Origin of the sequence: Streptomyces sp. CoH27, assembly GCF_020181035.1 — a bacterium.
In the GTDB taxonomy this organism is placed as follows: Bacteria; Actinomycetota; Actinomycetes; order Streptomycetales; family Streptomycetaceae; genus Streptomyces; species Streptomyces camelliae.
The window spans coordinates 1-21,955 of the sequence record NZ_JAIQYY010000051.1 but is presented as its reverse complement, the minus strand read 5'-3'; the positions used below and the strand labels follow the sequence as shown (position 1 = coordinate 21,955).

Annotated in this window: 19 protein-coding genes and 1 pseudogene; 14 read left to right on the top strand and 6 right to left on the bottom strand. The window is 70.0% G+C overall.

All coding sequences use genetic code 11. The features are described from left to right. Nucleotides 1-494: 494 nt before the first annotated feature. From LE548_RS42355 to LE548_RS42345, 3 genes are all read left to right on the top strand, one after another. Nucleotides 495-2,006 (top strand): phage/plasmid primase, P4 family, encoded by a 1,512-nt coding sequence (locus LE548_RS42355; protein WP_225102383.1) that lies wholly within the window; start codon nucleotides 495-497, stop codon nucleotides 2,004-2,006. Continuing rightward, nucleotides 2,003-2,425: a DUF6009 family protein gene (locus tag LE548_RS42350; protein WP_225102382.1), complete on the top strand. Its 423-nt coding sequence runs from the start codon at nucleotides 2,003-2,005 to the stop codon at nucleotides 2,423-2,425. The genes LE548_RS42355 and LE548_RS42350 overlap by 4 nt, the downstream gene beginning before the upstream one ends. A gap of 198 nt (nucleotides 2,426-2,623) precedes the next feature. After that, the gene (locus tag LE548_RS42345; RefSeq protein ID WP_225102381.1) at nucleotides 2,624-4,201 is read left to right on the top strand and encodes an FAD-dependent monooxygenase; all 1,578 of its coding nucleotides are present in this window, start codon (nucleotides 2,624-2,626) and stop codon (nucleotides 4,199-4,201) included. On the opposite strand, the gene LE548_RS42340 is transcribed toward LE548_RS42345, so the two are convergent. Next, nucleotides 4,194-4,862, bottom strand: a complete 669-nt coding sequence (locus tag LE548_RS42340; protein ID WP_225102380.1) for a ScbR family autoregulator-binding transcription factor — start codon at nucleotides 4,860-4,862, stop codon at nucleotides 4,194-4,196. The two genes, LE548_RS42345 and LE548_RS42340, sit on opposite strands and share 8 nt — an antisense overlap. Nucleotides 4,863-4,995: 133 nt before the next feature. Here LE548_RS42340 and LE548_RS42335 point away from each other — a divergent pair, with 133 nt between their 5' ends. Next, nucleotides 4,996-5,850, top strand: a complete 855-nt coding sequence (locus LE548_RS42335; RefSeq protein WP_225102435.1) for an SDR family oxidoreductase — start codon at nucleotides 4,996-4,998, stop codon at nucleotides 5,848-5,850. Between the two features lie 48 nt (nucleotides 5,851-5,898). Here the strand turns inward: LE548_RS42335 and LE548_RS42330 are convergent, their stop codons facing one another. Then, nucleotides 5,899-6,894, bottom strand: coding sequence for a ScbA/BarX family gamma-butyrolactone biosynthesis protein (locus LE548_RS42330; protein WP_225102379.1), 996 nt, complete (start codon nucleotides 6,892-6,894; stop codon nucleotides 5,899-5,901). A 363-nt stretch (nucleotides 6,895-7,257) separates the two neighbouring features. Between LE548_RS42330 and LE548_RS42325 the strand changes: the two genes are divergently transcribed. The 7 genes from LE548_RS42325 (at nucleotide 7,258) to LE548_RS42295 (ending at nucleotide 14,780) form a co-directional block, all read left to right on the top strand. After that, nucleotides 7,258-7,449, top strand: a complete 192-nt coding sequence (locus tag LE548_RS42325) for an acyl-CoA carboxylase subunit epsilon (RefSeq protein WP_225102378.1) — start codon at nucleotides 7,258-7,260, stop codon at nucleotides 7,447-7,449. Between the two features lie 117 nt (nucleotides 7,450-7,566). Beyond that, nucleotides 7,567-9,159: an acyl-CoA carboxylase subunit beta gene (locus LE548_RS42320; protein WP_374116256.1), complete on the top strand. Its 1,593-nt coding sequence runs from the start codon at nucleotides 7,567-7,569 to the stop codon at nucleotides 9,157-9,159. Nucleotides 9,160-9,483: 324 nt separating this feature from the next. Then, a complete protein-coding gene (locus LE548_RS42315) occupies nucleotides 9,484-10,347 on the top strand; it encodes an AfsR/SARP family transcriptional regulator (protein ID WP_225102376.1) in 864 nt (287 codons plus the stop codon). 432 nt (nucleotides 10,348-10,779) lie between these two features. Then, entirely contained in the window at nucleotides 10,780-11,448 is a 669-nt protein-coding gene (locus tag LE548_RS42310; protein WP_225102375.1) for a ScbR family autoregulator-binding transcription factor, read from the top strand. Nucleotides 11,449-11,736: 288 nt separating this feature from the next. Further along, complete coding sequence (locus LE548_RS42305; protein ID WP_225102374.1) at nucleotides 11,737-12,558, top strand: AfsR/SARP family transcriptional regulator; 822 nt, start codon at nucleotides 11,737-11,739, stop codon at nucleotides 12,556-12,558. A 200-nt stretch (nucleotides 12,559-12,758) separates the two neighbouring features. Continuing rightward, on the top strand, nucleotides 12,759-13,511 hold the full coding sequence (locus LE548_RS42300) for a thioesterase II family protein (protein WP_225102373.1): 753 nt from the start codon (nucleotides 12,759-12,761) through the stop codon (nucleotides 13,509-13,511). Between the two features lie 423 nt (nucleotides 13,512-13,934). Continuing rightward, nucleotides 13,935-14,780: an AfsR/SARP family transcriptional regulator gene (locus LE548_RS42295; protein ID WP_225102434.1), complete on the top strand. Its 846-nt coding sequence runs from the start codon at nucleotides 13,935-13,937 to the stop codon at nucleotides 14,778-14,780. Between the two features lie 213 nt (nucleotides 14,781-14,993). Here the strand turns inward: LE548_RS42295 and LE548_RS42290 are convergent, their stop codons facing one another. After that, nucleotides 14,994-15,815 carry an AfsR/SARP family transcriptional regulator gene (locus LE548_RS42290; RefSeq protein WP_225102372.1) on the bottom strand — a complete coding sequence of 274 codons (822 nt, stop codon included), beginning with the start codon at nucleotides 15,813-15,815 and terminating at the stop codon, nucleotides 14,994-14,996. 125 nt (nucleotides 15,816-15,940) lie between these two features. Between LE548_RS42290 and LE548_RS42285 the strand changes: the two genes are divergently transcribed. The 3 genes from LE548_RS42285 (at nucleotide 15,941) to LE548_RS42275 (ending at nucleotide 17,946) form a co-directional block, all read left to right on the top strand. Continuing rightward, nucleotides 15,941-16,141: a hypothetical protein gene (locus LE548_RS42285; protein WP_225102371.1), complete on the top strand. Its 201-nt coding sequence runs from the start codon at nucleotides 15,941-15,943 to the stop codon at nucleotides 16,139-16,141. Between the two features lie 250 nt (nucleotides 16,142-16,391). Then, nucleotides 16,392-16,865, top strand: a complete 474-nt coding sequence (locus LE548_RS42280) for a carboxymuconolactone decarboxylase family protein (RefSeq protein WP_225102370.1) — start codon at nucleotides 16,392-16,394, stop codon at nucleotides 16,863-16,865. A 157-nt stretch (nucleotides 16,866-17,022) separates the two neighbouring features. Next, a complete protein-coding gene (locus tag LE548_RS42275; protein WP_225102369.1) occupies nucleotides 17,023-17,946 on the top strand; it encodes an RNA polymerase sigma-70 factor in 924 nt (307 codons plus the stop codon). Between the two features lie 73 nt (nucleotides 17,947-18,019). On the opposite strand, the pseudogene LE548_RS42270 reads toward LE548_RS42275, so the two are convergent. From LE548_RS42270 to LE548_RS42260, 3 genes and pseudogenes are all read right to left on the bottom strand, one after another. Continuing rightward, nucleotides 18,020-18,784, bottom strand: a pseudogene (locus tag LE548_RS42270) (transposase); the annotation flags it as partial. 43 nt (nucleotides 18,785-18,827) lie between these two features. Next, nucleotides 18,828-20,204: a condensation domain-containing protein gene (locus tag LE548_RS42265; RefSeq protein WP_225102368.1), complete on the bottom strand. Its 1,377-nt coding sequence runs from the start codon at nucleotides 20,202-20,204 to the stop codon at nucleotides 18,828-18,830. A 196-nt stretch (nucleotides 20,205-20,400) separates the two neighbouring features. Continuing rightward, on the bottom strand, nucleotides 20,401-21,351 hold the full coding sequence (locus tag LE548_RS42260) for an SRPBCC family protein (RefSeq protein ID WP_225102367.1): 951 nt from the start codon (nucleotides 21,349-21,351) through the stop codon (nucleotides 20,401-20,403). Nucleotides 21,352-21,955: the final 604 nt, after the last annotated feature.

The window sequence follows — 21,955 nt, the reverse complement described above, 5'->3', positions numbered from 1 at the left end:
GCGACTCGATTCGGCTTCGGTCGCTGTCAGTCGCTGGAGAGAATGCGCAGGTCAGGGCTGCTTTTAGAGACAGACAGCGACTGAAGCGACTCAAGGGTCGGGTATATGACGTGCAACGTACGTGCGTGTGCGCGTCATAGATAGAGAGCTTGAGTCGCTTCAGTCGCTGTTTTGGTCTTTGTGTGTGGTTTGACCTGCACTTTTGTCGAGCTACTGAGCCCGACTGCGAAGCGGCTTCGGTCGCTGGTCCGTGTGCGGTTCAGTCGCTGGCCCGGGCCGCGCCTCGAAAATTGTTTCCCACGTGCCACTTTGGTGCGCGCAGGCTTCGCTAGTCTGTGTCGGTCGCTCAGTCGCTTCGGTCGCTGACGGGGGGTGCGCATGGCCTCTGAGCTGCGGGGGTTATTCGGCCTTGCCCGCGGGCGCGGACAGCTGCCCGGCGTCGGCTGTGCCGTGGGCGCCGGCCGGGTACGGCTGCCGTCTCCGGGGGGCCGGCGATGACCTCCGACGAGCAGGCCCTGTTCCACTTCGACGCCCAGACCGCCGCTGCGCAGATCCTTGCCCAGCCCGTCGCCCTGCCCGCGCCTCGGGAGGTCCGCGACAGCACCGCGGTCACGGCCGACGTCACGGCCGACGGCCTGTTGCCGGACACGCTCAGCGACCGTGGCAACGCCAAGCTGTTCGTGAAGGTCTACGCCAACGACTACCGGCATGTGCCCGGGCTCGGCTGGTTCCGGTGGGACGGCACCCGCTGGCAGATCGACGAGGACGAGACCGTGCTGTGGGCGGCTGGTGATCTGGCGGAGTCCATCGCCACCACCGACCCGCGCGGCGTGCACAGCACCGGCGCGCTGCAGCAGCACCGGCGCCGTGCGCTGAGCACCAGCGGCATCAACGCGCTGCTCATGCAGGCGAAGTCGGCGCCGGGCATGGTGCTCAACGCCTCGCAGCTGGACGCCGACCCGTACGCGCTGTGCACCCCGGCCGGGGTCGTCGACCTGCGTACCGGACGGCTGCACCGGCCCGCCCCGAACCGGGACTTCCACTCCCGCTCGACCACCGTGGCCCCGCAGGCGATGCCGACGCCCCGCTGGGACCGGTTCCTCGCGGACACCTTCGGGGAGGACGCCGAGGGCCGGGAGATGACCGACTTCCTCCATCTGCTGCTGGGATACTCCATCACCGGTGACGTCGGAGCCCAGGTCCTGCCGTTTCTGTTCGGCTCCGGCAAGAACGGCAAGTCGGTACTGCTGGACGTGGTGATGAAGCTGATCGGCGACTACGCGGACGCGGCGCCGCCCGGGTTCCTGATGGCCCGCCCCTTCGAGGGCCACCCCACCGACCTGGCCGAGCTGCACGGCCGCCGGGTCATCGTGTGCAACGAGGTCAAGCCGGGGGACCGCTTCGACGAGGCCCGGGTCAAGCTGCTGACCGGCGGTGACCGGATCAAGGCCCGCCGGATGCGGCAGGACTTCTTCAGCTTCCAGCCCACCCACAAGCTCTGGCTGCTGGGCAACCACCGGCCCGAGGTGGGGACCGGAGGCTTCGCGTTCTGGCGGCGGATGCGGCTGATTCCGTTCGAACGCGTCGTGTCCGACGACCGTAAGATCGACAACCTGGCGGACATCCTCGTCAGCGAGGAAGGGCCGGGCATCCTCAACTGGCTCGTCACGGGCGCGCGTCGCTATCTGGCGGGGGAGAGGCAGCTCAGCGGGCCGGAGCGGGTACGGATCGCGACGACCGCGTATGCCGAGACCGAGGACTACACGGGTCGCTTTCTGAGCGAGAGCTGCCGGATCGAGCCCGCGATGCGAGCGGAACAAGCCAGGCTCTACGCGGCTTACAAGACATGGTGTCAGAATGAGGGTGCCCAGGCGATGTCGTCCCGGGCGTTCGCGGCACGGGTCCGTGAGATGGTGGGGCTCGCGTCGCCCAAGGAGATGGTCCTGTCCAACCAGCGCAAGTACTACCCGGGCATCGGACTGGTCGCCGACGAGGAGACAGCATGAGTGCCCTCATCGCAGAGGACGAGATCGTCCACGAGGTCGACTTCGTCTGGCTGGAGGACATCAGCAAGCTGGACTACGTGCGCCAGAGCCTCGACCGGCTGCCGACGCGCCGCAGCCGGCCCCCTTACCACCGCGACGGCCGGATGGTGGGCTACGCGCTGCTCGGCCCCGAGGCCAAACCCTCCCGTTCCTCGGGCACGTTCCGCCGTCGCGTCTTCTGGCTGCTTCCGCACGACCGCGACACCGAGCCCGACGGGCTGTACGCCACCGGGGCGCCCGCGGAGGCCGTGGACCCGCGCACCCTCGCCCCGGGCACCAAGGGCCGCAAGACGGAGCGCTCTGGGGGCGGACCGGCCGCTCCGGCGGTGTCGGAGCGGCCGTCGGCAGTGGAGCAGCTGGGTCTCACCTTGCCCCTTTAGCTTTTCTGAGTTTATGTAGCGTTTCTGACGGAATGTTCCGAAAAAAGGTTCACCAGACACGCGTCGCGGAGCATTGCAGAGAACCGTCCCCCCGGTATATTTTTGCCTCGCGCGATGGAGAGAATCGGCCGATTCGGCAGGAATCCTGCCTGATTTGGTGTACTGGCACCGCGATCCGGGAACAGGGGGCATTCCGGGATGACAAATGACATACAGGCAGATGTGGTGGTCGTGGGTGGCGGACCGGTCGGTCTGTTGATCGCCGGCGAACTGGCGGGACACGGGGTCCGTACCGTGGTCGTCGAGGCCGAGACCGCTGTGTCCGGCCGGCCCAAGGCGACCACGCTGCACGCCCGGGCCGTGCAGTCGCTGGCCCGGCGCGGACATCTCGGCGACCTCGCCGGGGAGGGGACCGGCCCGGATCCGGTGAGCCGGCCGTTCCACTTCGCGGGGATCCCCGGGCTCACCATCTCCGCCCCGGCGATGGAACCGACGCCGATCCTCAAGTGCCCGCAGGAGGAACTGGAGAGGCATTTCGAGCAACGGGCCCGGGCCGCCGGTGCGGTGATCCTGCGAGGGCACCGGGTGACCGGGGTGCAGCAGGGTCCGGACGGGGTCCGGGTCATGGCGCAGGGGCCGCGCGGCGGGATCAGCTGCGCCGCCGCGTACCTGGTGGGAGCGGACGGCGCGCGCAGCACCGTACGCGAACAGGCGGGCTTCGAGTCCTGGACGCGCCCGGCCACGGTCTCGGCGATGGCGGGCGATGTCCGGCTGGAGAACGCGGACGCCCTGCGGCCGGGCTGGCACCGCACCGCCAGGGGCTGGATCGTCGCCAAGGACGCCCCGCACGGCAGGACGCACCTGCGAACCCTCAACTGTGTGAGCACGCATCCGGCACGTCATCTGCCGCTCACCCTGGAGGAGTTACGGCGGGAGGTCTCCTGGATCGCGGGGCGGGACATCGCGATGCGCGAACCGCAGTGGCTGACCAGGTTCAGCGACTTCTCCCGGCTCGTCGGGTGCTATCGCAAGGGGCGGATCCTGCTGGCGGGGGACGCGGCACACCTGCACTTCCCGATCGCCGGCCAGGGGCTGAGCACCGGCGTGCTGGACGCCCTCAACCTCGGCTGGAAGCTGGCGTTCACGGTGCGCGGCACGGCGGCCGACGGGCTGCTCGACACCTACGACCAGGAGCGCCGGCCCGCGGCGCGGCGGGTCATCGACAACACGCTCGCCCAGCTCGCCATCATGCGGCCGGGCGCCGAACTGGAACCGCTGCGCGCCCTGTTCGGCGAGCTGCTCGCCTCGGAACCCCAGAGCGGGGTGCTGGCGTCCATGCTCAGCGCCCAGGACACGGTGCTGCCCGCGCGCGGTGCCGATTCCTCACCCTGGGAGGGAAGGTTTCTGCAGAACATCGCGCTGACCACCCGGGACGGGCACACCGATGTGATCGGCCTGCTGGGCGAGGGACGGCCGCTGCTCCTGCTCTCCGGCGGGCAGGACAGCGGCGGCTACGGCAGCGGTGGCTACGACAGCGGAGGCCACGAGGCCGAGGCGCGGCCCTGGGCCGGGCTGCTCAGGGTGGTGAGGTGCGAGCCGGTGCCCGAACTGCCGTATGAGGCCGTGCTGGTACGGCCCGACGGGTATGTCGGCTGGGCGGCCGGGGGCGGGCCGCTCTCCCTCGCGCTCAGGGCGTACTTCGGTGCCGGCGGGGGAGTGCAGGCCGATGGACTCCGGACGGAGGCGAGCGGTGCGCTGTCGGGCGTTGTCAGGTGAGAGCCGCCGCGGGCTGCAGGGAGCGCGTCTGCTGGAGCTCGTTGTGGACCGCTGCTCCCCGGCCCTCGGTGACGTCCACCGCGGCGAGCACCGAGGGCATCACGACGCTCGGCAGTATGTGCCGCAGCAGGGAGGTCACCCGGCGCGGCAGGTCCTGGTAGTTGGACGTGGCCTGGGACATGGCCTGGACGCCGGCGAAGGCTCCCACCAGGACGTCGGCCGTCTCGGCCGGCACCACATGGGGCAGCAGCTCGCCCTGGGCCTGCGCCGTCGTCAGGAGCTCGACGCCGATCTCGCCCCAGCGCAGGAAGGGGGCGCTGCGGTTGAGCCCCTGGGCCTGCTGGTCGAGGGAGAGCCGGACACCTGCCCGCACCAGGGGGTCGGTCTGCAGGTGATAGGCGTGCACGGCCACCGTGTCCACCAGCTGCTGGACCTTGCAGGCCCGTCCGGGAATGGGCAGCTGCTGGTCCTGCTCGCTGATCACCCCCTCCGCCAGGTCCTCCTTCGAGGCGAAGTGGAAGTAGAGAGCCCCCTTGGTCACACCTGCGGTGGTCAGGATCTCGCTGATCGTCGCGGCCTGGTAGCCCCGCTCCTCGAAGACCTTGGCCGCCGCCGTGAGGATCGTCCGCCGTGTGCGGATCGCCCGGTCCTGCGTCACCACTGTCGGCCCCCTTCGTCTGTGAGACAGAGCAATTAAAAACCGCCCAGTTTGTATCTTACATCGTTTTGGTTGATCGGGAGGGTGCGAGAGCAGTGAATTGTCCACGCGTACGCAACGAGACGGGAACGAGCCGGTGATCCTGGTGACCGGGGCCACCGGAACGGTTGGGCGGGAACTGGTCAGATTGCTGCCCGCCGACGTGCCCGTTCGCATCATGGTCAGGGACCCCGCGAAGGCTCCCGGGGTGCCGTCGGCGGCGGAGACGGTCGCCGGGGACTTCGCGGATCCGCGGTCGCTGGCGCGGGCGCTGGCGGGAGTGCGGACGGCGTTTCTCGTCACCACCGATCCATCGGGCGAGCATGACGCCCGGTTCGTCGGCGCCGCACGGACGGCCGGAGTGCGGCGGGTGGTGAAACTCTCCGCAGCGGCCGTCCTCGACCCCGAGGCCGACGACCTCATCACCCGATGGCAGCGGGCCAGTGAGGAACTGCTGCGCGCCTCCGGCCTGGAGTGGACCCTGCTGCGTCCGCGCGCGTTCATGTCCAACTCCCTGTCATGGGCGGCCTCCATACGGTCCGAGCGCACCGTCCGCGCGCTGTACGGGACGTCCGCCAACGCCTGTGTGGATCCCCGGGACGTCGCGGCCGTCGCCGTGCGGGCTCTGACCGGTCAGGGCCATGCCGGACGTGCCTACACGCTGACCGGACCGGAGGCGGTCACCGCGGCCGGGCAGACGGACCTGCTCGGCCGGCTGCTCGGGATTCCGCTGCGCTTCGAGGAGCTGACCCCGGACGCGGCGCGCGCCGGGCTGAGCAGGCGCTGTCCGGAGCCGGTCGTCGAGGCGCTGCTGGCGAGCGCCCGGCGGCAGCGGGCGGGCGCCAAGGCCGGGGTGGAGGACACCGTCCGCACGGTGACGGGCTGCCCGGCGCGATCGTTCCGGCAGTGGGCCGAGGACCATCTGGAGGCGTTCGCCCCGGTCACGGTGTAGCCCTGGTACGACGGTGCCGGGGCCCCCCNGCCCCCCGCCCCCGACGGTTCATCCCTGGCCTGCCGTCATGGCCACGGTGGCCCGGAACGCGAGCTGTCCGTCCTGCAGGACGGAGACGAGCACAGCCTCCCGGTCGGGCTCCGACGTCGGGATCCGCAGCGCCTCTATGGCGCAGGGCGCGTCCATCTCGACGTAGCGCACGAACTCGCTGGTGATGGCCAGCGGCAGCGAGGCATGTCCCAGCGTCGCGGCCGTGGCCTGGCGGGCGGCCTCCAGCAGCACCATGCCGGGCACGTGGTCGACCGGGTGGTCGAAGAGCACGGGGTGCCGGGTGTCCAGCCGCAACTGCCAGCGGCCGGCTTCCCCGACGGGCGACAGGACGACGTCCATGGGCGACATGCGCCCGACGGTCTGCGGGGCTTCCGGGGCGGTCAGCGGCATGACCCGGGGCTGTCCGCCGTCGAGCAGCTTGGCGGCGCGCAGCCGTCCGTAGACCTTGGGGCCGATGCAGCTGACCGTGCCGCCCCCGGTCGCGGCGACGAAGCCGTCGCGGAGGATATTCACCTCGATGGTGCAGCCGGTGAAGCCGCCGCGCCGCCACGTCACGTTCGTGCACGTGACGTCGAGTTCCAGCGAGGCGGGCGCCCAGCCGACGCGGACGTGCTCGGGCCGTACGGCCACGCTGAGGTCCGACATCAGAAGGTGATGGTCGAGCGGAACGCCGAACTCGGCGTGGGCCAGCAGGATCCCGGCCTGCCGGATGGTTTCGGCCGCGATCAGCGGATCGTGGCAGCCGTCCACGTTGGCGAAGAAGCTGTGGCCGCGGGGCCACTGGGCGGCGAGGCTGAAGTGGTTGTCGTCCACGCGCCTCCAGTCGGTCAGCATCACCTCGGCGATGCTGGCGCGGTGGACGAACTCCCTCGGGACCGTGGTGGTCCACGAGGTGTGGTGCGGTGCGAGGTTGGCGTGCCCGGTGGTGGTGTCGCTCTTCCCTTGCTGGCTGGCGGATATCGTGCCGTTGCCACGGAACGTGCTCGCAGACATGTCTGGGTCCCCCTGAGCGGCGTCACATGTGGGTGTGTCAGGACACCGAAGATACAAACTAACCGGTTTAATTTCTAGCGGTAGCAGGCACTCCGCCCTTGCGATTTGTGGAGGATCCGGTTCCATATCGGGGCGCCGGTCCGGTTTTCCGAGGACCCGTCGGGACGGTCCCAGGGGGCCCTGTCCGCTGGGACCTCGGATGACGCCCATGGCCGACGACCGCCCCTGTGCGGGGTGCGCCGGCCTGCTCCCCAGCGGCCCCTCGGGGCCGCCTGCCGAGGGGGGCTCTCAAGCCTTTTCAGAGCACTGTTCGAGTGCCCTGATCGACCATGGGCCAGGGCTGCGAGGAGGGGAAAACGCCGTATGGACAACGTGGAAACCGTGCTTCGCGTGGAACGCGGTCAGGCCGGTGCGGAAGAGCTGGCCGCCGTCGCGACGGTGCTGCTCGCCCTGCGGGCGCGCGGCCAGGAGGAGCCCGAGACGCAGCCGCCGTCGCCTGGCTGGAACTGGTGGAAGCGGCCGCACGACTACGCGCCGCCCGGCAGCTGGCGGTGAGCCGCCCGCCGTCCGAGGTGCCGTCCACCTGCAAGAAAATGTAACCGCACATGCGGTTTTACTTTGGCGATGGAACCGGGGCAGGCTCGCCAGCCTTGTCCCAGAAAAGGACCAGAGATGGCGATGACGACTGCCCCCGTGCCGACCGGGACAGCCTCGGCCGACATACGCGGTCATGTGGCGGAGCTGCACGCGATACGGGCCCAGGCGGCGGCCGGCCCGAGTGAGAAGGCGACGGCGGCGCAGCACGCCAGGGGCAAGCTGACGGCCCGGGAGCGGATCGAGCTGCTCCTGGACCCGGGGTCCTTCCAGGAGGTCGAGCAGCTGCGCCGGCACCGGGCGAGCGGCTTCGGTCTGGAGGCGAAGAAGCCGTACACCGACGGTGTGATCACCGGCTGGGGCACGGTCGAGGGCCGTACGGTCTTCGTGTACGCGCACGACTTCCGGATCTTCGGCGGCGCGCTGGGCGAGGCCCACGCCACCAAGATCCACAAGATCATGGACATGGCCATCGCGGCCGGCGCGCCCCTGGTGTCGCTCAACGACGGTGCGGGCGCCCGTATTCAGGAGGGTGTCAGTGCGCTCGCAGGGTACGGCGGCATCTTCCAGCGCAACACCAAGGCGAGCGGTGTCATCCCGCAGATCAGCGTGATGCTGGGCCCGTGTGCGGGCGGCGCGGCCTACTCGCCGGCCCTGACGGACTTCGTCTTCATGGTCCGTGAGACCTCGCAGATGTTCATCACCGGCCCGGACGTGGTCAAGGCGGTGACGGGTGAGGAGATCACCCAGAACGGCCTCGGCGGCGCCGACGTGCACGCCGAGACGTCCGGCGTGTGCCACTTCGCGTACGACGACGAGGAGACCTGCCTCGCCGAGGTCCGCTACCTCATCTCGCTGCTCCCGCAGAACAACCGGGAGAACCCCCCGCGGGTGCAGAGCGCGGACCCGGTCGACCGGTGCAGTGACGTGCTGCTGGACCTGGTCCCGGCGGACGGCAACCGGCCGTACGACATGACCAAGGTCATCGAGGAGATCGTCGACGACGGCGAGTACCTGGAGGTCCACGAGCGCTGGGCCCGCAACATCATCTGCGCGCTGGCCCGGATGGACGGCCGGGTGGTCGGGATCGTCGCCAACCAGCCGCAATCCCTGGCCGGCGTCCTGGACATCGAGGCGTCCGAGAAGGCCGCTCGCTTCGTGCAGATGTGTGACGCTTTCAATGTCCCGATCGTCACCTTCCTGGACGTGCCGGGGTTCCTCCCCGGTGTGGACCAGGAGCACGGCGGAATCATCCGTCACGGCGCGAAGCTGCTGTACGCCTACTGCAACGCGACCGTGCCGAGGATTTCGCTCATCCTGCGCAAGGCGTACGGAGGTGCCTACATCGTCATGGACTCCCGGTCCATCGGTGCCGACCTGACCTACGCCTGGCCCACCAACGAGATCGCGGTGATGGGCGCCGAGGGCGCCGCCAACGTCATCTTCCGCCGGCAGATCGCCGAGGCCGAGGACCCCGAGGCGATGCGCGCGCGGATGGTCAGGGAGTACAAGTCCGAGCTGATGCACCCGTACTACGCCGCCGAGCGCGGCCTGGTGGACGACGTGATCGACCCCGCCGAGACCCGCGAGGTGCTGATCCGCTCGCTGGCCATGCTGCACAGCAAGCACGCCGACCTGCCCTCGCGTAAGCACGGCAACCCGCCGCAGTGAACGGGCAAACGCCTCGGCGGCAGGAGAAGAGAACGGCATGAATGGTTTGTTATCCCGGTCGGGTGGGCCTGTAGTCCCCAGTTTGGCCGTTCGTTTGGTGGGGTGAAATGTGGCGAAGCTCGATGGAGAGCTGCGGTGCTTCGGCGGTACGGTGGCGTAGAGTTGGCTAAATCTGCACGTCGGACGCGACTTGAGGGTGTCGTGCCTCAGTCGGTGCGCAGTCCATCAAAACAGCATACTTGGTTTGGTATTGACAAACCGTCCGGCCTGTTTTCTACTCGATGAGGGCCAGCTTGGAGAGCGCACTCATCTGGGGGAAACGGCATGAAGATCGGCGTACTGGGCATTTTGGACGTCAGGGTGAACGGGGTGCTCATCGCCCCGACCGCGCCGAAGCCGCGGCAGGTGCTCGCGCTTCTCGCGCTGCATGCCGACCAGGTGGTGCCGGTCTTCGCTCTGACCGACGAGCTGTGGGCCGGCCGGCCACCGCGCAGCGCGCGCACCACTCTGCAGACCTACATCCTCCAGCTGCGCGACCTCATCACGGCCGCGCTGGAGCAGGAGGCCGCCACCGAGCCCGGGGCCCCGCGGCGCAGCGCCAAGGACGTCCTGGTCACCGCGCCCGGCGGATACATGCTGGTCTCCGACGGCGGAGACAGTGACGTCCGCGAGTTCGAGCGGCTCGCGGGCATGGGTTACCGCGCGATCGACGCGGGCGACTTCAAGCAGGCGTCGCGCCTGCTGCGTGAGGCGCTCGGCCTTTGGGTCGGCCCGGCCTTCGCCGACATCCGGACCGGTGCGCGCCTGGAGATGGAGGCAAAGCGGCTTGAGGAGAGCCGGCTGTGCGCCCTCGACCAGCGCATCGAGGCGGACCTACGGCTCGGCCGGCACCGCGAACTGCTCGCCGAACTGACCGTGCTGACCAGCCGTTACCGCACCCACGAAAACCTGCATGCCCAGTTCATGGTGGCGCTGCACCGCTCCGGCCGGCGCGGCGAGGCCCTTGAGGTCTACCACCAGCTGCGCGGCACCCTCGTGCGGGACCTGGGCCTGGAGCCCTCGGCGAGGCTGCGCCGGCTTCAGCAGTCGATCCTCGTCGCAGGGGCGGAGAACCTGCTGGGGGCCGAGTCCCAGCCGCTCGCCACGGCACCGCTTGCCACCGCCCGCGTGGGCAGCGGCTCCCGGTAAGCGTGAACTGCCGTGCAGCGGGCGGGACTTAGGCCGGTCCCGCCACGGCGACGCAGATCACCGCTGTTCGGCCGTCCCTGCTGCAGATCTACCATTTCCTGAGGATGGCCAGCCCGTCCCCAAGGGTCTGCGGGCCGCCAACTCGTGGCGATCGGCTTCCACACGCTGCTGCTGACGCTCGTCGACGCCATCGGCCCGGCTCTTCCAGGCCGACTGGATCCTGCCGGTCATCGGCGACTGGTCGCCGTACAACGTCTACGTCGAGTTCCTCGGCACGATGACGCCGGTGAGGGACGACTGAGGGGTGCTCAAGGGGGCCTCTCAGCCATTGACCAGCCATGTTCACCTTCCCCTATATGAAACCGCGTACGCGGTTTGTTAGTCTGGGACTGGCTTCGGCCTTTCGATGTCCCGGTACGCAGGAGGCAGCACATGGTCAAGCAGGAGCGGGCCGCACGTACGCGGCGTTCGCTGATCCATGCGGCGGCCGAGGTGTTCGCAGAAGTGGGCTTCGTCCCCGCGTCGCTGGGCACCATCAGCACGCGCGCCGGTGTCAGCAACGGGGCGCTGCATTTTCACTTCGCCAACAAGAGCATGCTCGCCGAGGCCGTCGAGGCGGAGGCCACCGAGGCGGTACGGCAGCTCGCCGAGACGGCGCGGGCCCGGCACGGCGACTCACTGCAGGCCGTGGTGGACGCCATGCACGAGCTGATCGGCTCTTTGGCCAGGGACGTTGTGGTCCGTGCCGGCTTCGAACTCGCCGGTGACATCGCCCGCCGTGCCCATTCTCCGCTGCGCCAGGAGTGGCAGCGCTGGGTGGAGGAGAGCCTGCGCCGGGCCGAGGACGCCGGTGCGCTCGCCGCGGGGGTGTCCTGGAAGGATGCCGCCCGCGTCGTCGTCGCGGTGACCGTGGGTCTGGAGGTGCTCGGCGGCGAGGACGCCTCCTGGCTGTCCCGGCAGAACGTCACCCGTATCTGGGAGTTGCTGCTGCCGCTGCTGACCGACCGGCGGGAGCCGGAGGCCCTGGTGTCCTCCGGCTCCCGCTCGTCGGCGGTCGTGTCCCCGAGGGTGCAGCCGGGGCTGGCGCAGCCCGAGCGGTAGCGGGCGGGGCGGCAGCGGGTTCGCTCGGTGTCCGGCGGGGCTCGGCAGGTCTCCCGTGCCTCGCCGCGCCGGCGGCCGGACTTTCCGGATCCTCGGTGAATTATTTCCGGACCCGTTGTCGGTGCTTTCTCCTGTGTTTCCCTCGGTGCGTATTGCCTTCGTTTCCTCTTTGAGGATTGCTCAAATGCTGCTGAAGGAACCGATGCCTCCGGTGCGGGTGCGGCTAGCGTGCAAGTTCGCCGACGAATTTCCGCCATCGGGTGTGCCCGACGACGAACGGAGGGAACCATGGAGATTCAGGTTTTGGGTCCGCTGTGTGCCGCCGTGAACGGGGACTCGATCGTCCCGACGGCCGGGAAACCCCGCCAGGTTCTCGCCTTGCTCGCGCTCTATCCCGGCCGCGTCGTACCGGTGCCGACGCTGATGGAGGAGATATGGGGTACGGAGCTGCCGCAGAGCGCGATGACCACGCTGCAGACGTACATCATGCAGTTGCGCCGCTACCTCGGTACCGCGATGGGGCCGGACGCGCCCGGTGCCGCGAAGAACGTCCTGGCCACCCGGCACGGTGGTTATCTGCTGCAGATACCGCCGGAGTCCGTGGACGTGCACACCTATGAGCGCCTCGTCGCCGAGGGCCAGGAGGCCTTCGACGAGGGGGAGGACGAGCGGGCCGCCCGCTGCTTCGGGGAGGCCCTCGCCCTGTGGCACGGGCCCGCGCTGGTGGACGTGGGACTCGGCCCGGTCCTGGCGATCGAGGTCACACGGCTTGAGGAGTCCCGGCTGGTGACCACGGAACGGCGGATCGACGCGGATCTGCGGCTCGGCCGGCACGTGGAACTGATCGCCGAGCTCACCGACCTGATCGCCCGTCACCCCCAGCACGAGGGCCTGCACGCGCAGGCGATGCTGGCGCTGTACCGGTCCGGACGGCAGGCCTCCGCCCTGAACGTGTACCGGAAGCTGCGCGAGGGACTGAAGAACGAGCTGGGGGTGGAGCCCTCGCCGCAGTTGCAGCGCCTGCACCAGGCCATGCTCGCGGTCGACCCGGAACTCGACGTGGTGGCCGGGCCGCGCCGAGGCTCCACCTTCGACCGGTACGCGGCCTGAGGGGCCCGTCCTGCGGCCGTGAGGGCCGTCGTCTTCCGGACGGGAGGGGCAGCAGGGCCAGGCTTCCGGCTGGTGCTCCGAACCGCGGTTTCGGCCAGGTCTCAAGTGCGGTTCGAGGCACTCCGGGAATTCTCGGACCCAGCCCCGTCGTCCCGGGTGCGGACGTGGTCGTACCGGGAGCGGACCCAGAGGAGGACGCCATGTCGGCCGAACAACCGGTGCGGCTGCACTGCTTCGCACACTCCGCCGAGGGCATCTCCGTCTTCGACAAGTGGGCGGCGAGCACAGGACCCGGTGTGGAGCCGGTCCCGGTCCTCCTGCCGGGCTGCGCACAGCGGCGGACCGAACCCCGGGTGACCACGCACGAGGCGCTGCTGGCCGATGTGCTGCCGCAGCTCACCGACTCCTTCTCCGGCCCGTACGCCCTGTACGGGCACGGCCTCGGTGCGATGATGGCGCTCGCCGTGGCGCGTGCCCTGCACGAGGCGGGCCTGCCGGGCCCGGCGTTCCTCGCCGTCGGCGGCTGGTCGCCGTCGCCCCTGCCCGCCGGGCTGCCGGCCGCCCACCGGGCGACGGACGCCGAGCTGCTGCACGAGCTGAGCGACAGGGGCGCCGTGCCGCTCGGCAGCGACGAGGGGATCCTGCTGCAGGCCATGCTGCCGGTGCTCCGCGCCGATCTGGAGCTGGCCCAGGACCTGCACGAGGCGGTCGACAGGCCCTCTCCGGCCGGCCCGCTCACCACCCCGGTGCTCGTCGTCGCTTCGCAGGACAACCCGCTTGCCGCGCACTCCACGGCCGAGGGCTGGCACCGGCGAACCGAGGGCCCCGTATGGTCGCGGACCGTACCCGGGCGCCACTTCTTCGTACGCGGCGGCCGTCAGCTGCCCCGGCTCCTGGGCCGGGCCTGTCGCGTCGCCCGCCGGATCGTCCCGGAACCCGCGCCCGTCGGCTGAACGCTGAACCTGCGACCCGACAAACATACCAGGTGTATGGTTTTTCCTCCCTCCATGGCTGAGCAAAGGAGTCGTAAAGGGCAAGGTGACCCCCGGGAGCGCCCCCGGTCTTGGCGGCTCCCGTTTCGAGCCGCCCGGTGGGGTGGGGGGTTGCATAAATCCATACGATTCGAGTCGACGCATTTCGGTCTTCCGTTGGCTCTTTGTTTTCGCTGTTCCATGCGTTGCGGAAGCGGAACGCCGGGCTCAGCCTGCTCCTCCTCCTGGCTGCGCGGGCGGTTGAGCGAACATCGGTTCGACGCATCAATGGCCGAATGTCGCCGGTTCGCCGGGCGCCGGCTGTCTGGTATTTGACAAACCGACTGCGCTGTTTCTTTATCGAAGGTGTCCTGCCAAGCGGAGCACTGGCTCATGGGGGAGAACGTGGACATCGAAGTGCTGGGCGTGTTGTCAGTGCGCGAGAACGGTGTGTCGATCGTGCCGACGGCACCCAAGTCGAGACAGGTCCTGGCCCTGCTCGCGCTCCACGCCGACCAGGTGGTCCCCGTGACCGCGCTGGTGGAGGAGCTGTGGGGGAGCGAGCCGCCGCGTAGCGCGCGCACCACACTGCAGACGTACGTGCTGCAGCTGCGCGAGCTGATCGGCGAGGCGCTCACCCATGGCGAGGACGAACGGTGCACCCCCAAGGACATCCTTGCCACCGTCCCCGGCGGCTACCGCCTGGTGACGCGGGAGGGAACCGTCGACTTCCGGGAGTTCGAGTGCCGCGCCGGCGCCGGTTACCGGGCCATGGACGCCGAGGACTACAGCGGCGCGGCCCGTCGGCTGGCCGACGCGCTCTCGCTGTGGACCGGGCCCGCGCTCACCGACGTCCAGGCCGGCATCCTGATCGACATGGAGGCCAGACGGCTGGAGGAGGCGCGGCTGTCCGTACTCGACCAGCGCATCGAGGCCGACCTCAAGCTGGGCCGCCACCGCGAGCTGCTGCCGGAGCTGACGGTGCTGGTGAACCAGTACCGGATGCACGAGAGCCTGTACGGCCAGCTGATGCTGGCTCTGCACCGCTCGGGCCGGCGCGGCGAGGCGCTCGACGTCTATCAGCGACTGCGCAACACGCTCGTCTCCGAGCTGGGCCTGGAGCCGTCCGCCGCGCTGGGCCGCCTCCAGCGCGCGATCCTCATGGCCCGCTCCGATGTGGCCCGCTCCGATGCCCCGGCGGCAACGCCCCCGAACGCCACGAGGGGTCGTGTGACCACCCGTACGGTCTGACGTCCGCCGGGGACGGTCACCTGACCCGAGCCGTCGGCCCACGGCCGTGCGGGGGCGATGCCGGCCCGCCCCCGTCACGGCCCGAGCCGGGCGACGACGGCACCGTCCGAACGCCGCCCGCCCCATGACCGGTTCGGGGCATGCCGGATCAGGCCCGTCGGCGTACCGCACGCCCCCGCCGCGCGCAGGCCGGCAGTGCGGGCGTGGTCGGCGTCAGGCGGCGTACAGGTCGAACGTGGAGGTGCGGCGGGGGCCGGCGGCGATGTCCAGGCGGGGGTCGAACGCGAGCATCGCCTGGTGCAGGCGCTGGAGCTGCGGCGAGGGCTCCACGCCGAGTTCGCCGACGAGGCGCCGGCGCAGCCGCTGGTAGACATCGAGCGCGGCAGCCTGCCGGCCCGAGCGGTACAGGGCCACCATCGCCTGCGAGTGCAGCCCCTCGTGCTGCGGGTGACGGGCGATCAGGTCGCTCAGCTCGGCGAGCAGTTCGACGTGCCGTCCCAGCCGCAGCTCGGCGTCGATCCGGCGTTCCTGGGCGACCAGGCGGCTCTGCTCCATCCGCATCACCTCGATCTCCAGGACCGGCCCGACCCGGACGTCGACCAGGGCCTGCCCCTCCCACAGGGCCAGCGCCTCGCGCAGCAGGGCGGCCGCGCCGGCGTCCTCGCCGCTCTCGAAGGCCTGCCGGCCTTCGGCGACCAGCCGCTCGTAGCGGTAGACGTCCACCGCTTCGGCGGGGATCTGCAGCAGATAGCCCCCGTAGCGGGTGGCGAGCACGCCCTTGGCCGAGCCCGGTACGTCCGGGCCCATGGCGATGCCCAGCATGCGGCGCAGCTGGAGAATGTACGTCTGGAGCGTGGCCAGCGAACTCTGCGGCAGGTCGGTGCCCCAGACCTCCTCCATGAGGGTGGGCACCGGCACCACCCGGCCGGGGTGGAGCGCGAGCAGCGCCAGGATCTGGCGGGGCTTGGCCGCGCTCGGGACGATCGAGATTCCGTTCACTTCGGCGTTCAGCGCACCTAGCACCTTTATCTTCATGCTTTACACCATGGCTTCAAGATGGATTCATCGCTGATTCTTCTGTGATTTTCTCGGGTCGTTCGCGAGAGGAATTCGAGAGGAATCGAAGTCTCCATGAAGAGGTGCGCTGTTACCTTTCAGTCATGGCGACGGAATCGAAAAGATCGACCGTCTATCGCGACGGGGATCCCCTCATCCTGGGACTGCTGGCCCGTCTGGCCCCGACGGACAGCTGTGACTTCCTGCCGGACCTCCCCGCGGAGACGCTGCTCTCCCTGCTGAGCCGATATCACCGGCGCCCGATGCTCGTGGGTTTCCCCGAACCGGTCGCCGAGCGGACCTGAAATCTAAGTGATGTCCCGTAAGTAATCTCGATGTGCCCACTTCAGCCACAACCCAAGGGCTCAGCTGCACCGTTCGGATGTCTGCGCGTCGGCCGTGGTCGTGCCCTGGAAGCTCCGTGGACGGCGGGACCTTCGCCACCTGACGGGCGCCGACGGCGGGGAGACGCGGGTCACATTCGTCCGTGTCACAGGGGGTCGGGCCACCTCGTCTCAGGAGGTGTAGCCACTGACGACCACAGAGGAGCACCGCATGGACGCGCGACTGAACTACTTCGCCAGCCCGACCGCCGGCAAGGCCCTGAAGTACTTCATGTCGGCGGGCAAGGCGCTCAAGGACTCGCCGCTGCCGGCCGCGACGCAGGAGCTGGTGGCGTTGCGCGTGAGCCAGATCAACGGCTGCGCCGCCTGCATCGACATGCACACCAAGGAGGCCGCCGCCGCCGGCGAGACCTCGGTGCGGCTGAACCTGGTCGCGGCGTGGCGGGAGGCCACGGTCTTCACCGAGGCCGAGCGTGCCGCGCTGGAACTGGCGGAGGAAGGGACCCGGGTCGGGGATGCGGCCAGGGGCGTCAGTGACGAGGTGTGGGCGTACGCCGCCAAGCACTACGACGAGGAACAGCTCACCGCCCTGGTGGTCCTGGTCTCCTTCATGAATGCGGTGAACCGGCTGAACATCATCACCCAGCAGCCGGCCGGCGACTACGAGCCCGGACAGTTCCACTGAACGGCATCAGCGACTGGCTCGGGTCCGGCTGCGGGCTCCGGGCCCGGGCCCGGGCTCGGCGGCGTTAGCGTGACTACCGGTGGTCCGGGTGATCACAGAAGATGTCTGCGCCGGCGAGTGCGGTCGGGTGGGAAGACGCACGGGGAGGGGTTTCGTCGTGAACAAGGTCGAGGAGTTCGAGGAGCTGCGCCCGCTGCTGTTCTCGATCGCCTACCGGATTCTGGGCAGCGTGGGTGAGGCCGAGGACGCGGTGCAGGAGACGTGGCTGCGCTTCGACGGCTCGGCGACCCAGGTCGCGTCGGCCAAGGCGTTTCTGTCGGCCACGGTGACGCGGATCTCGATCGACGTGCTGCGCTCTGCGCGGGTGAGGCGGGAGGAGTACGTGGGCCCGTGGTTCCCCGAGCCGCTGCTCAGCGATCCGTATCAGGATCCGGCGCGTTCGGCGGAGCTGGCCGACTCGGTGTCGATGGCGGCGCTGCTGCTCCTGGAGCGGCTCAGCCCGCTGGAGCGGTCGGTGTTCGTCCTGCGTGAGGTGTTCGGCTTCGGGTTCGACGAGGTCGCCGCGGCGGTGGGGCGGTCGGAGGCGGCGTGCCGACAGCTGCTGGTACGGGCACGGCGGCACATGCAGGCCGGGCGGCCACGTTTCGAAGCGGACCGTCAGGAGCGGCAGGAGCTGGCGACGCGGTTCCTCGACGCGCTGAAAGATGGTGACGTGGGCGGGCTGCGGAATCTGCTGGCCGCCGATGTCCAGCTGGTCGGGGACGGCGGCGGCAAGGCCCCGCAGCTCGCCAAGGCCGTCAGCGGCACCGAGAACGTGGCCCGGCTGCTCGCCTCCGTCTTCCCCCTGATGGCCCGGATCGACGTCATGTTCGAGGCGCACGAGATCAACGGGCAGCCCGGCGCGATCTTTCGCGACCGGGACGGCAAGGTGCTCCACATCCTGGCTATCGAGGTGCTCGACGGGCAGATCCAGACCATTCGCTCAGTGATCAATCCCGACAAGCTCGGCCACCTCGGGCCGGTCGCCGACGCCTGGGCCGTTGACCGCGAAGTGAAGCAGGCCCGCAGGCAGATGAAGTGACCTCGGGACCGGCGTGGGCCGACTCGTTCATCGGCAGCTCGTGGCTGCGGCCACGGGGCGGCCGATTCGCTTGTCCGGCGAGGTTGAGGTTGTGCAGGCGGGCGATGCCGCGCATCGCGTGGTGGACGCCGTCACCGCGGAGCCTGCAGTCGCGCAAGATCTTCCAGGTCTTCATGGGGGCGAAGACGTGCTCGACGCGGGCCCGGACTTGTTTGTGGCTCTTGTTGTGCGCCTGCTTCCAGGCGGGGAGTTCCTCGACCGTGCTACGGCGGTGGGGGATGACCAGTCCCGTTCCGCGGTAGCCGCCGTCGGCGATCGTCACGGTCTTGCCGACGGCGCCCTTCGCGCCGGACTCAGCCCAGGCCCGGCAGTCGTTACGGTTGCCCGGCAGTGGGCGGCCGACCACGACCGCCAGTCGGCTGTCGGCGTCGATGACTACCTGATGGTTCGTCGAATACCGATCGTTCTTCGACTGCTCGGCCACGGAGTGATCGCGCGTCGGTACGAGGGTGCCGTCCACGATCAGCACGGCATCCTTGCGGAAGCGACGCCACGGTGAGAGCGCGAGTTTCGGTCCGAGGTGGCCGATGACCCGGTCCGCGGCGGACTTCGACACCCCGAACAGCGGTGCCAGTTGCCGCAGCGTCAGGTTGGTCCGCCAGTACGCGATCACCAGCAGCACCCGGTCCGAAAGCGGAAGCCTCCAGGGCCGACCACGGCCCGGCGCCCCGGCGCCCTCGCGGCGCAACTGATTCACCAGCTTGCCGAAGATGCGCGGACTCAGCCCGGTGAAGGGGGCTGTCCAAGACGGCTCCGACGCCGTGATCACACCAGCCACGGCCCAAGACCATCCCACATCAAGATCGCTTACGGGTCAGCCCTTAGGTGAGTACGGCCAGCACCTCGGCGACGGTCTCGGTGTCGTCGAGAGCGGGCAGGTGGCACAGCAGCCGGGCGCACCGGTCGGCCAGCAGGCCCGCTTCGGTGTCGGACAGGCGGGCCCGGTCGTGCAGGACGGTGAGGTCCCGTGAGCCGTCGGCGCCGTCCCGTACGAGCAGGGTGACGGGCAGCAGGGAGTGCGCGCCGCCGGTGTGCCGGCGGCCGTAGCCGATGCCCGCGTCGTCGAGCTCGTCCTGCAGGTCGGGCAGGGTGCGCGGGGCGGGCTCGACCGAGACCAGGCTCTCCAGCGGCCGGGCGGAGCGGCCGGTCCACTCCTGGATCTGCCCGAGGCAGACCCACTCGTACGCCGCCATGTCCAGCGCCCGGTCGCGCAGGTCCGCCAGCAGAGCGCCGATGGGGCGGGCGGGGTCGACCAGGGCGGTCATCGGCAGGCAGCCGCGCAGCGGTCCCACCAGCCGCTCGGCGCCGTCCAGGGCGATACCGCGCCCGGAGACGGTGATGCCGAAGCTCACCGGGACCGGCTCGGTCGTACCCGCCGCGCGGCTGAGCAGGAGCGCCCACGCGGCGTGCAGCAGGCTGGAGTCCGGCAGGCCCCGCAGGGCCGCCCACCGGCGCAGCCGGCTCACCTCGGCGGTGGCCAGCCGGGACCCCGCCCGGCCGTGCCCGTGCCGGTGGGTGCGCGGGCCGGACGGCACGGGCAGGAAGGCGGGGGTTCCGGCGGAGAGGTCCCGGCTGAAGAAGTCCCGTGCCGCGGTGGTGTCCTGACGCTCCAGCCAGCACATCCAGTCGCGGATGTCGGGCCGGCGTTCGCCGCCGGGCAGAGATCCGTCCGCGAGGTAGGCGCGGGTGAACTCGTTCTGCAGGAGGTCCACGCTGCCGCCGTCCAGCAGCCCGCGGTGGAAGGTGAGCAGCACCCGGGTGGTGTTCGGTTCGCCGGTGTCGACGAGGGTGATGCGCAGTGGGCCGGGCCGGGTCACGTCGATGCCGCGCAGCCGGTCCCGCTCCAGCAGCCGGTCCCAGTCGACGGTGCCCGCGGGATGCCGTGTCACCTCGGCGCGTGCCTGGGGGTGGCAGACGAGGTGCGGGGCCGGGTGTTGCGCGAAGGATGTCCGCAGAATGGTTTCTCTTTGCACGACGGACTGCCAGGCGGCGACGAACCGCGCCATGTCCAGCGGCCCGTACCAACACCACCAGACCTGCTCCACATGCCGTCCCGTGGAGCGGTCCATGGTGGAGTCGAGCAGCGCCTCGCACCGCTGCCAGGGCATCTGCACGGCCGGGCGCACGATGTCGCCGAGTACGGCTGGACGGCGGCCGGTACGGATCCGTACACGGCGCCGGCGGCTCGACCTCGCCATGTCTCGTCCTCCTCGCAGTCGCTGGCACATCCTTCAGGAGTTTCCCCCGAAATGACCTGACGGCGTGTCGACAGGGCTCGAAATCCGCTCTCGAAGCCCTGGGGACACCTGGGCGGCGGGCCCGGCCGGGGGCGGCGGCCCCGGTGTCAGGAGGCCGGGGCCGCCGCGGTCCCGGCGACCGGTGCGCCGCCGGTGGTCACCGGACCGGTACGCCGCTCGCGGCGTGCCGCCTCGCCTGGTGCAGGACGAGGCGTCCCTGCCGGCTCAGTTCCGCGCGCACGTACTGCCCCGCGTCCGCCACGGTCGCGTGCTCGCCCAGTACGCCGGCGATGGCGTCCTCCTGGAGCAGCACGTGGTGCCGGGCGGTGAGGACGAGGCCCGACTCGTCCGGCTCGACGGACCACTCGCAGGTGTACGCGGACACCAGGGCCGAGGTGACCGTCTCCTTGTGGACGAGCCGCCCCGCGCCGGGGAAGCAGAGGCGCACCGACTCGGTGTGCTGCGCGTCGCCGTCCGCGAGGCTGTCGACCGACATGACCTGGACGCCCGGGATCTTCTCCACCAGGTGCACGCTGCGCATGTGCCGCAGCTCGGCGGGCCAGTTCTCGGCCCGGTAGAGGAAGTCGATGACCGCGTCGGAGGAGCCCTCGAAACGCACGGTGTCCTCGAAGTACAGCAGGAGGTCGTCCAGCTTGAGCCAGTGCTCGGCGAGCCAGGCCAGCCGGTCCAGCTGGGCACGGCCGGTGGCGTGGGCGACCCGCTCCGCCCAGGCCAGGTCCGCGGGCGCGTCTCCGGTGACGGTGAAGTTGAGGCCCAGCTCCATCCGGGAGCGATCGCCCAGCGAATGCACCGTCAGCTCGCCGCTCATCGATTCGATGGGAGCGTCCGTCATCTCGTGGCTGAACGTCACACGCCGACGGGCCACGTCCAGCTCGCGGCTGGCCACCCAGGAGTGGATGCGGCCCTCCGAGATGACCCATGAGCGCAGCCGCTCGTGGGCGCCGTCGAAGCCCAGCCGCTCCACGTGCACGTAGTGCGGGAAGAACAGCGGCCATTGGGTGGCGTCGGCGATCAGCCCGTACAGCACTCCGGCCGGGGCCGATGCGATTGCCTCCGAGACCACGCGGTGCACCAGTGCGACCGGCATCCTCACGCTCCCCTTGGGTCGGCGGCAGCCCGCGCCGCACCGATGCACGCACTACGGCAGTGCCCGACCGATGTCCGTCGCCCCCGTGGTCGTACCACCGATACTGTCCGGAACCGCTCGCGCGCGGCACAAGCCTCACTAGTGCGGCGCTGCAGGTCGACGCCGGCTGGAAGGCCGCTGGACTCCGGGTCGGGTCACCCGGTGATGTCCTGGCGCCGGGACGGCGCAGGTGGCACGATTCCAGCACGCCTTCCCTGCCCGAAAGCAGTTGCACGGCAGTGGATCGAGCGTCGTGTGTGCCGGTCCCCGCAAGGCCGTACGAGTTCGTACGAGCGAGACCGAGCCCCCCCCTGTGATCCACGGCAGCCGGCCGCGTTCACCGCTTGCCCGGTGCCGTCCGGGCTGCGTGTCACCTCACCGTCGTGCCGCCATCGGCTCTACGTCCCACGTGTCCCACCTGCTGTTTTGCGTGTTCCACGTGCCCATGCCGTCGAGACCCCGACAGAAGTGGATTCCAGATATGCCGAGGCTGTGCAAGCCGGCGATGAGTGCGCCGGAGTATGTCATCACGGTGGAAGAGACCCTGGAGTTCGCGCAGAGGGCG

Excerpts from the sequence above, each read along its gene's own strand:
- LE548_RS42305 (WP_225102374.1), top strand. The coding sequence starts at position 11,737 with ATGGAGATTCAGGTTTTGGGTCCGCTGTGTGCCGCCGTGAACGGGGAC.
- LE548_RS42320 (WP_374116256.1), top strand. The coding sequence starts at position 7,567 with ATGGCGATGACGACTGCCCCCGTGCCGACCGGGACAGCCTCGGCCGAC.
- LE548_RS42310 (WP_225102375.1), top strand. The coding sequence starts at position 10,780 with ATGGTCAAGCAGGAGCGGGCCGCACGTACGCGGCGTTCGCTGATCCAT.
- LE548_RS42355 (WP_225102383.1), top strand. The coding sequence starts at position 495 with ATGACCTCCGACGAGCAGGCCCTGTTCCACTTCGACGCCCAGACCGCC.
- LE548_RS42285 (WP_225102371.1), top strand. The coding sequence starts at position 15,941 with ATGGCGACGGAATCGAAAAGATCGACCGTCTATCGCGACGGGGATCCC.
- LE548_RS42265 (WP_225102368.1), bottom strand. The coding sequence starts at position 20,204 with ATGGCGAGGTCGAGCCGCCGGCGCCGTGTACGGATCCGTACCGGCCGC.
- LE548_RS42325 (WP_225102378.1), top strand. The coding sequence starts at position 7,258 with ATGGACAACGTGGAAACCGTGCTTCGCGTGGAACGCGGTCAGGCCGGT.
- LE548_RS42350 (WP_225102382.1), top strand. The coding sequence starts at position 2,003 with ATGAGTGCCCTCATCGCAGAGGACGAGATCGTCCACGAGGTCGACTTC.
- LE548_RS42290 (WP_225102372.1), bottom strand. The coding sequence starts at position 15,815 with ATGAAGATAAAGGTGCTAGGTGCGCTGAACGCCGAAGTGAACGGAATC.
- LE548_RS42260 (WP_225102367.1), bottom strand. The coding sequence starts at position 21,351 with ATGCCGGTCGCACTGGTGCACCGCGTGGTCTCGGAGGCAATCGCATCG.
- LE548_RS42345 (WP_225102381.1), top strand. The coding sequence starts at position 2,624 with ATGACAAATGACATACAGGCAGATGTGGTGGTCGTGGGTGGCGGACCG.
- LE548_RS42300 (WP_225102373.1), top strand. The coding sequence starts at position 12,759 with ATGTCGGCCGAACAACCGGTGCGGCTGCACTGCTTCGCACACTCCGCC.
- LE548_RS42330 (WP_225102379.1), bottom strand. The coding sequence starts at position 6,894 with ATGTCTGCGAGCACGTTCCGTGGCAACGGCACGATATCCGCCAGCCAG.
- LE548_RS42315 (WP_225102376.1), top strand. The coding sequence starts at position 9,484 with ATGAAGATCGGCGTACTGGGCATTTTGGACGTCAGGGTGAACGGGGTG.
- LE548_RS42280 (WP_225102370.1), top strand. The coding sequence starts at position 16,392 with ATGGACGCGCGACTGAACTACTTCGCCAGCCCGACCGCCGGCAAGGCC.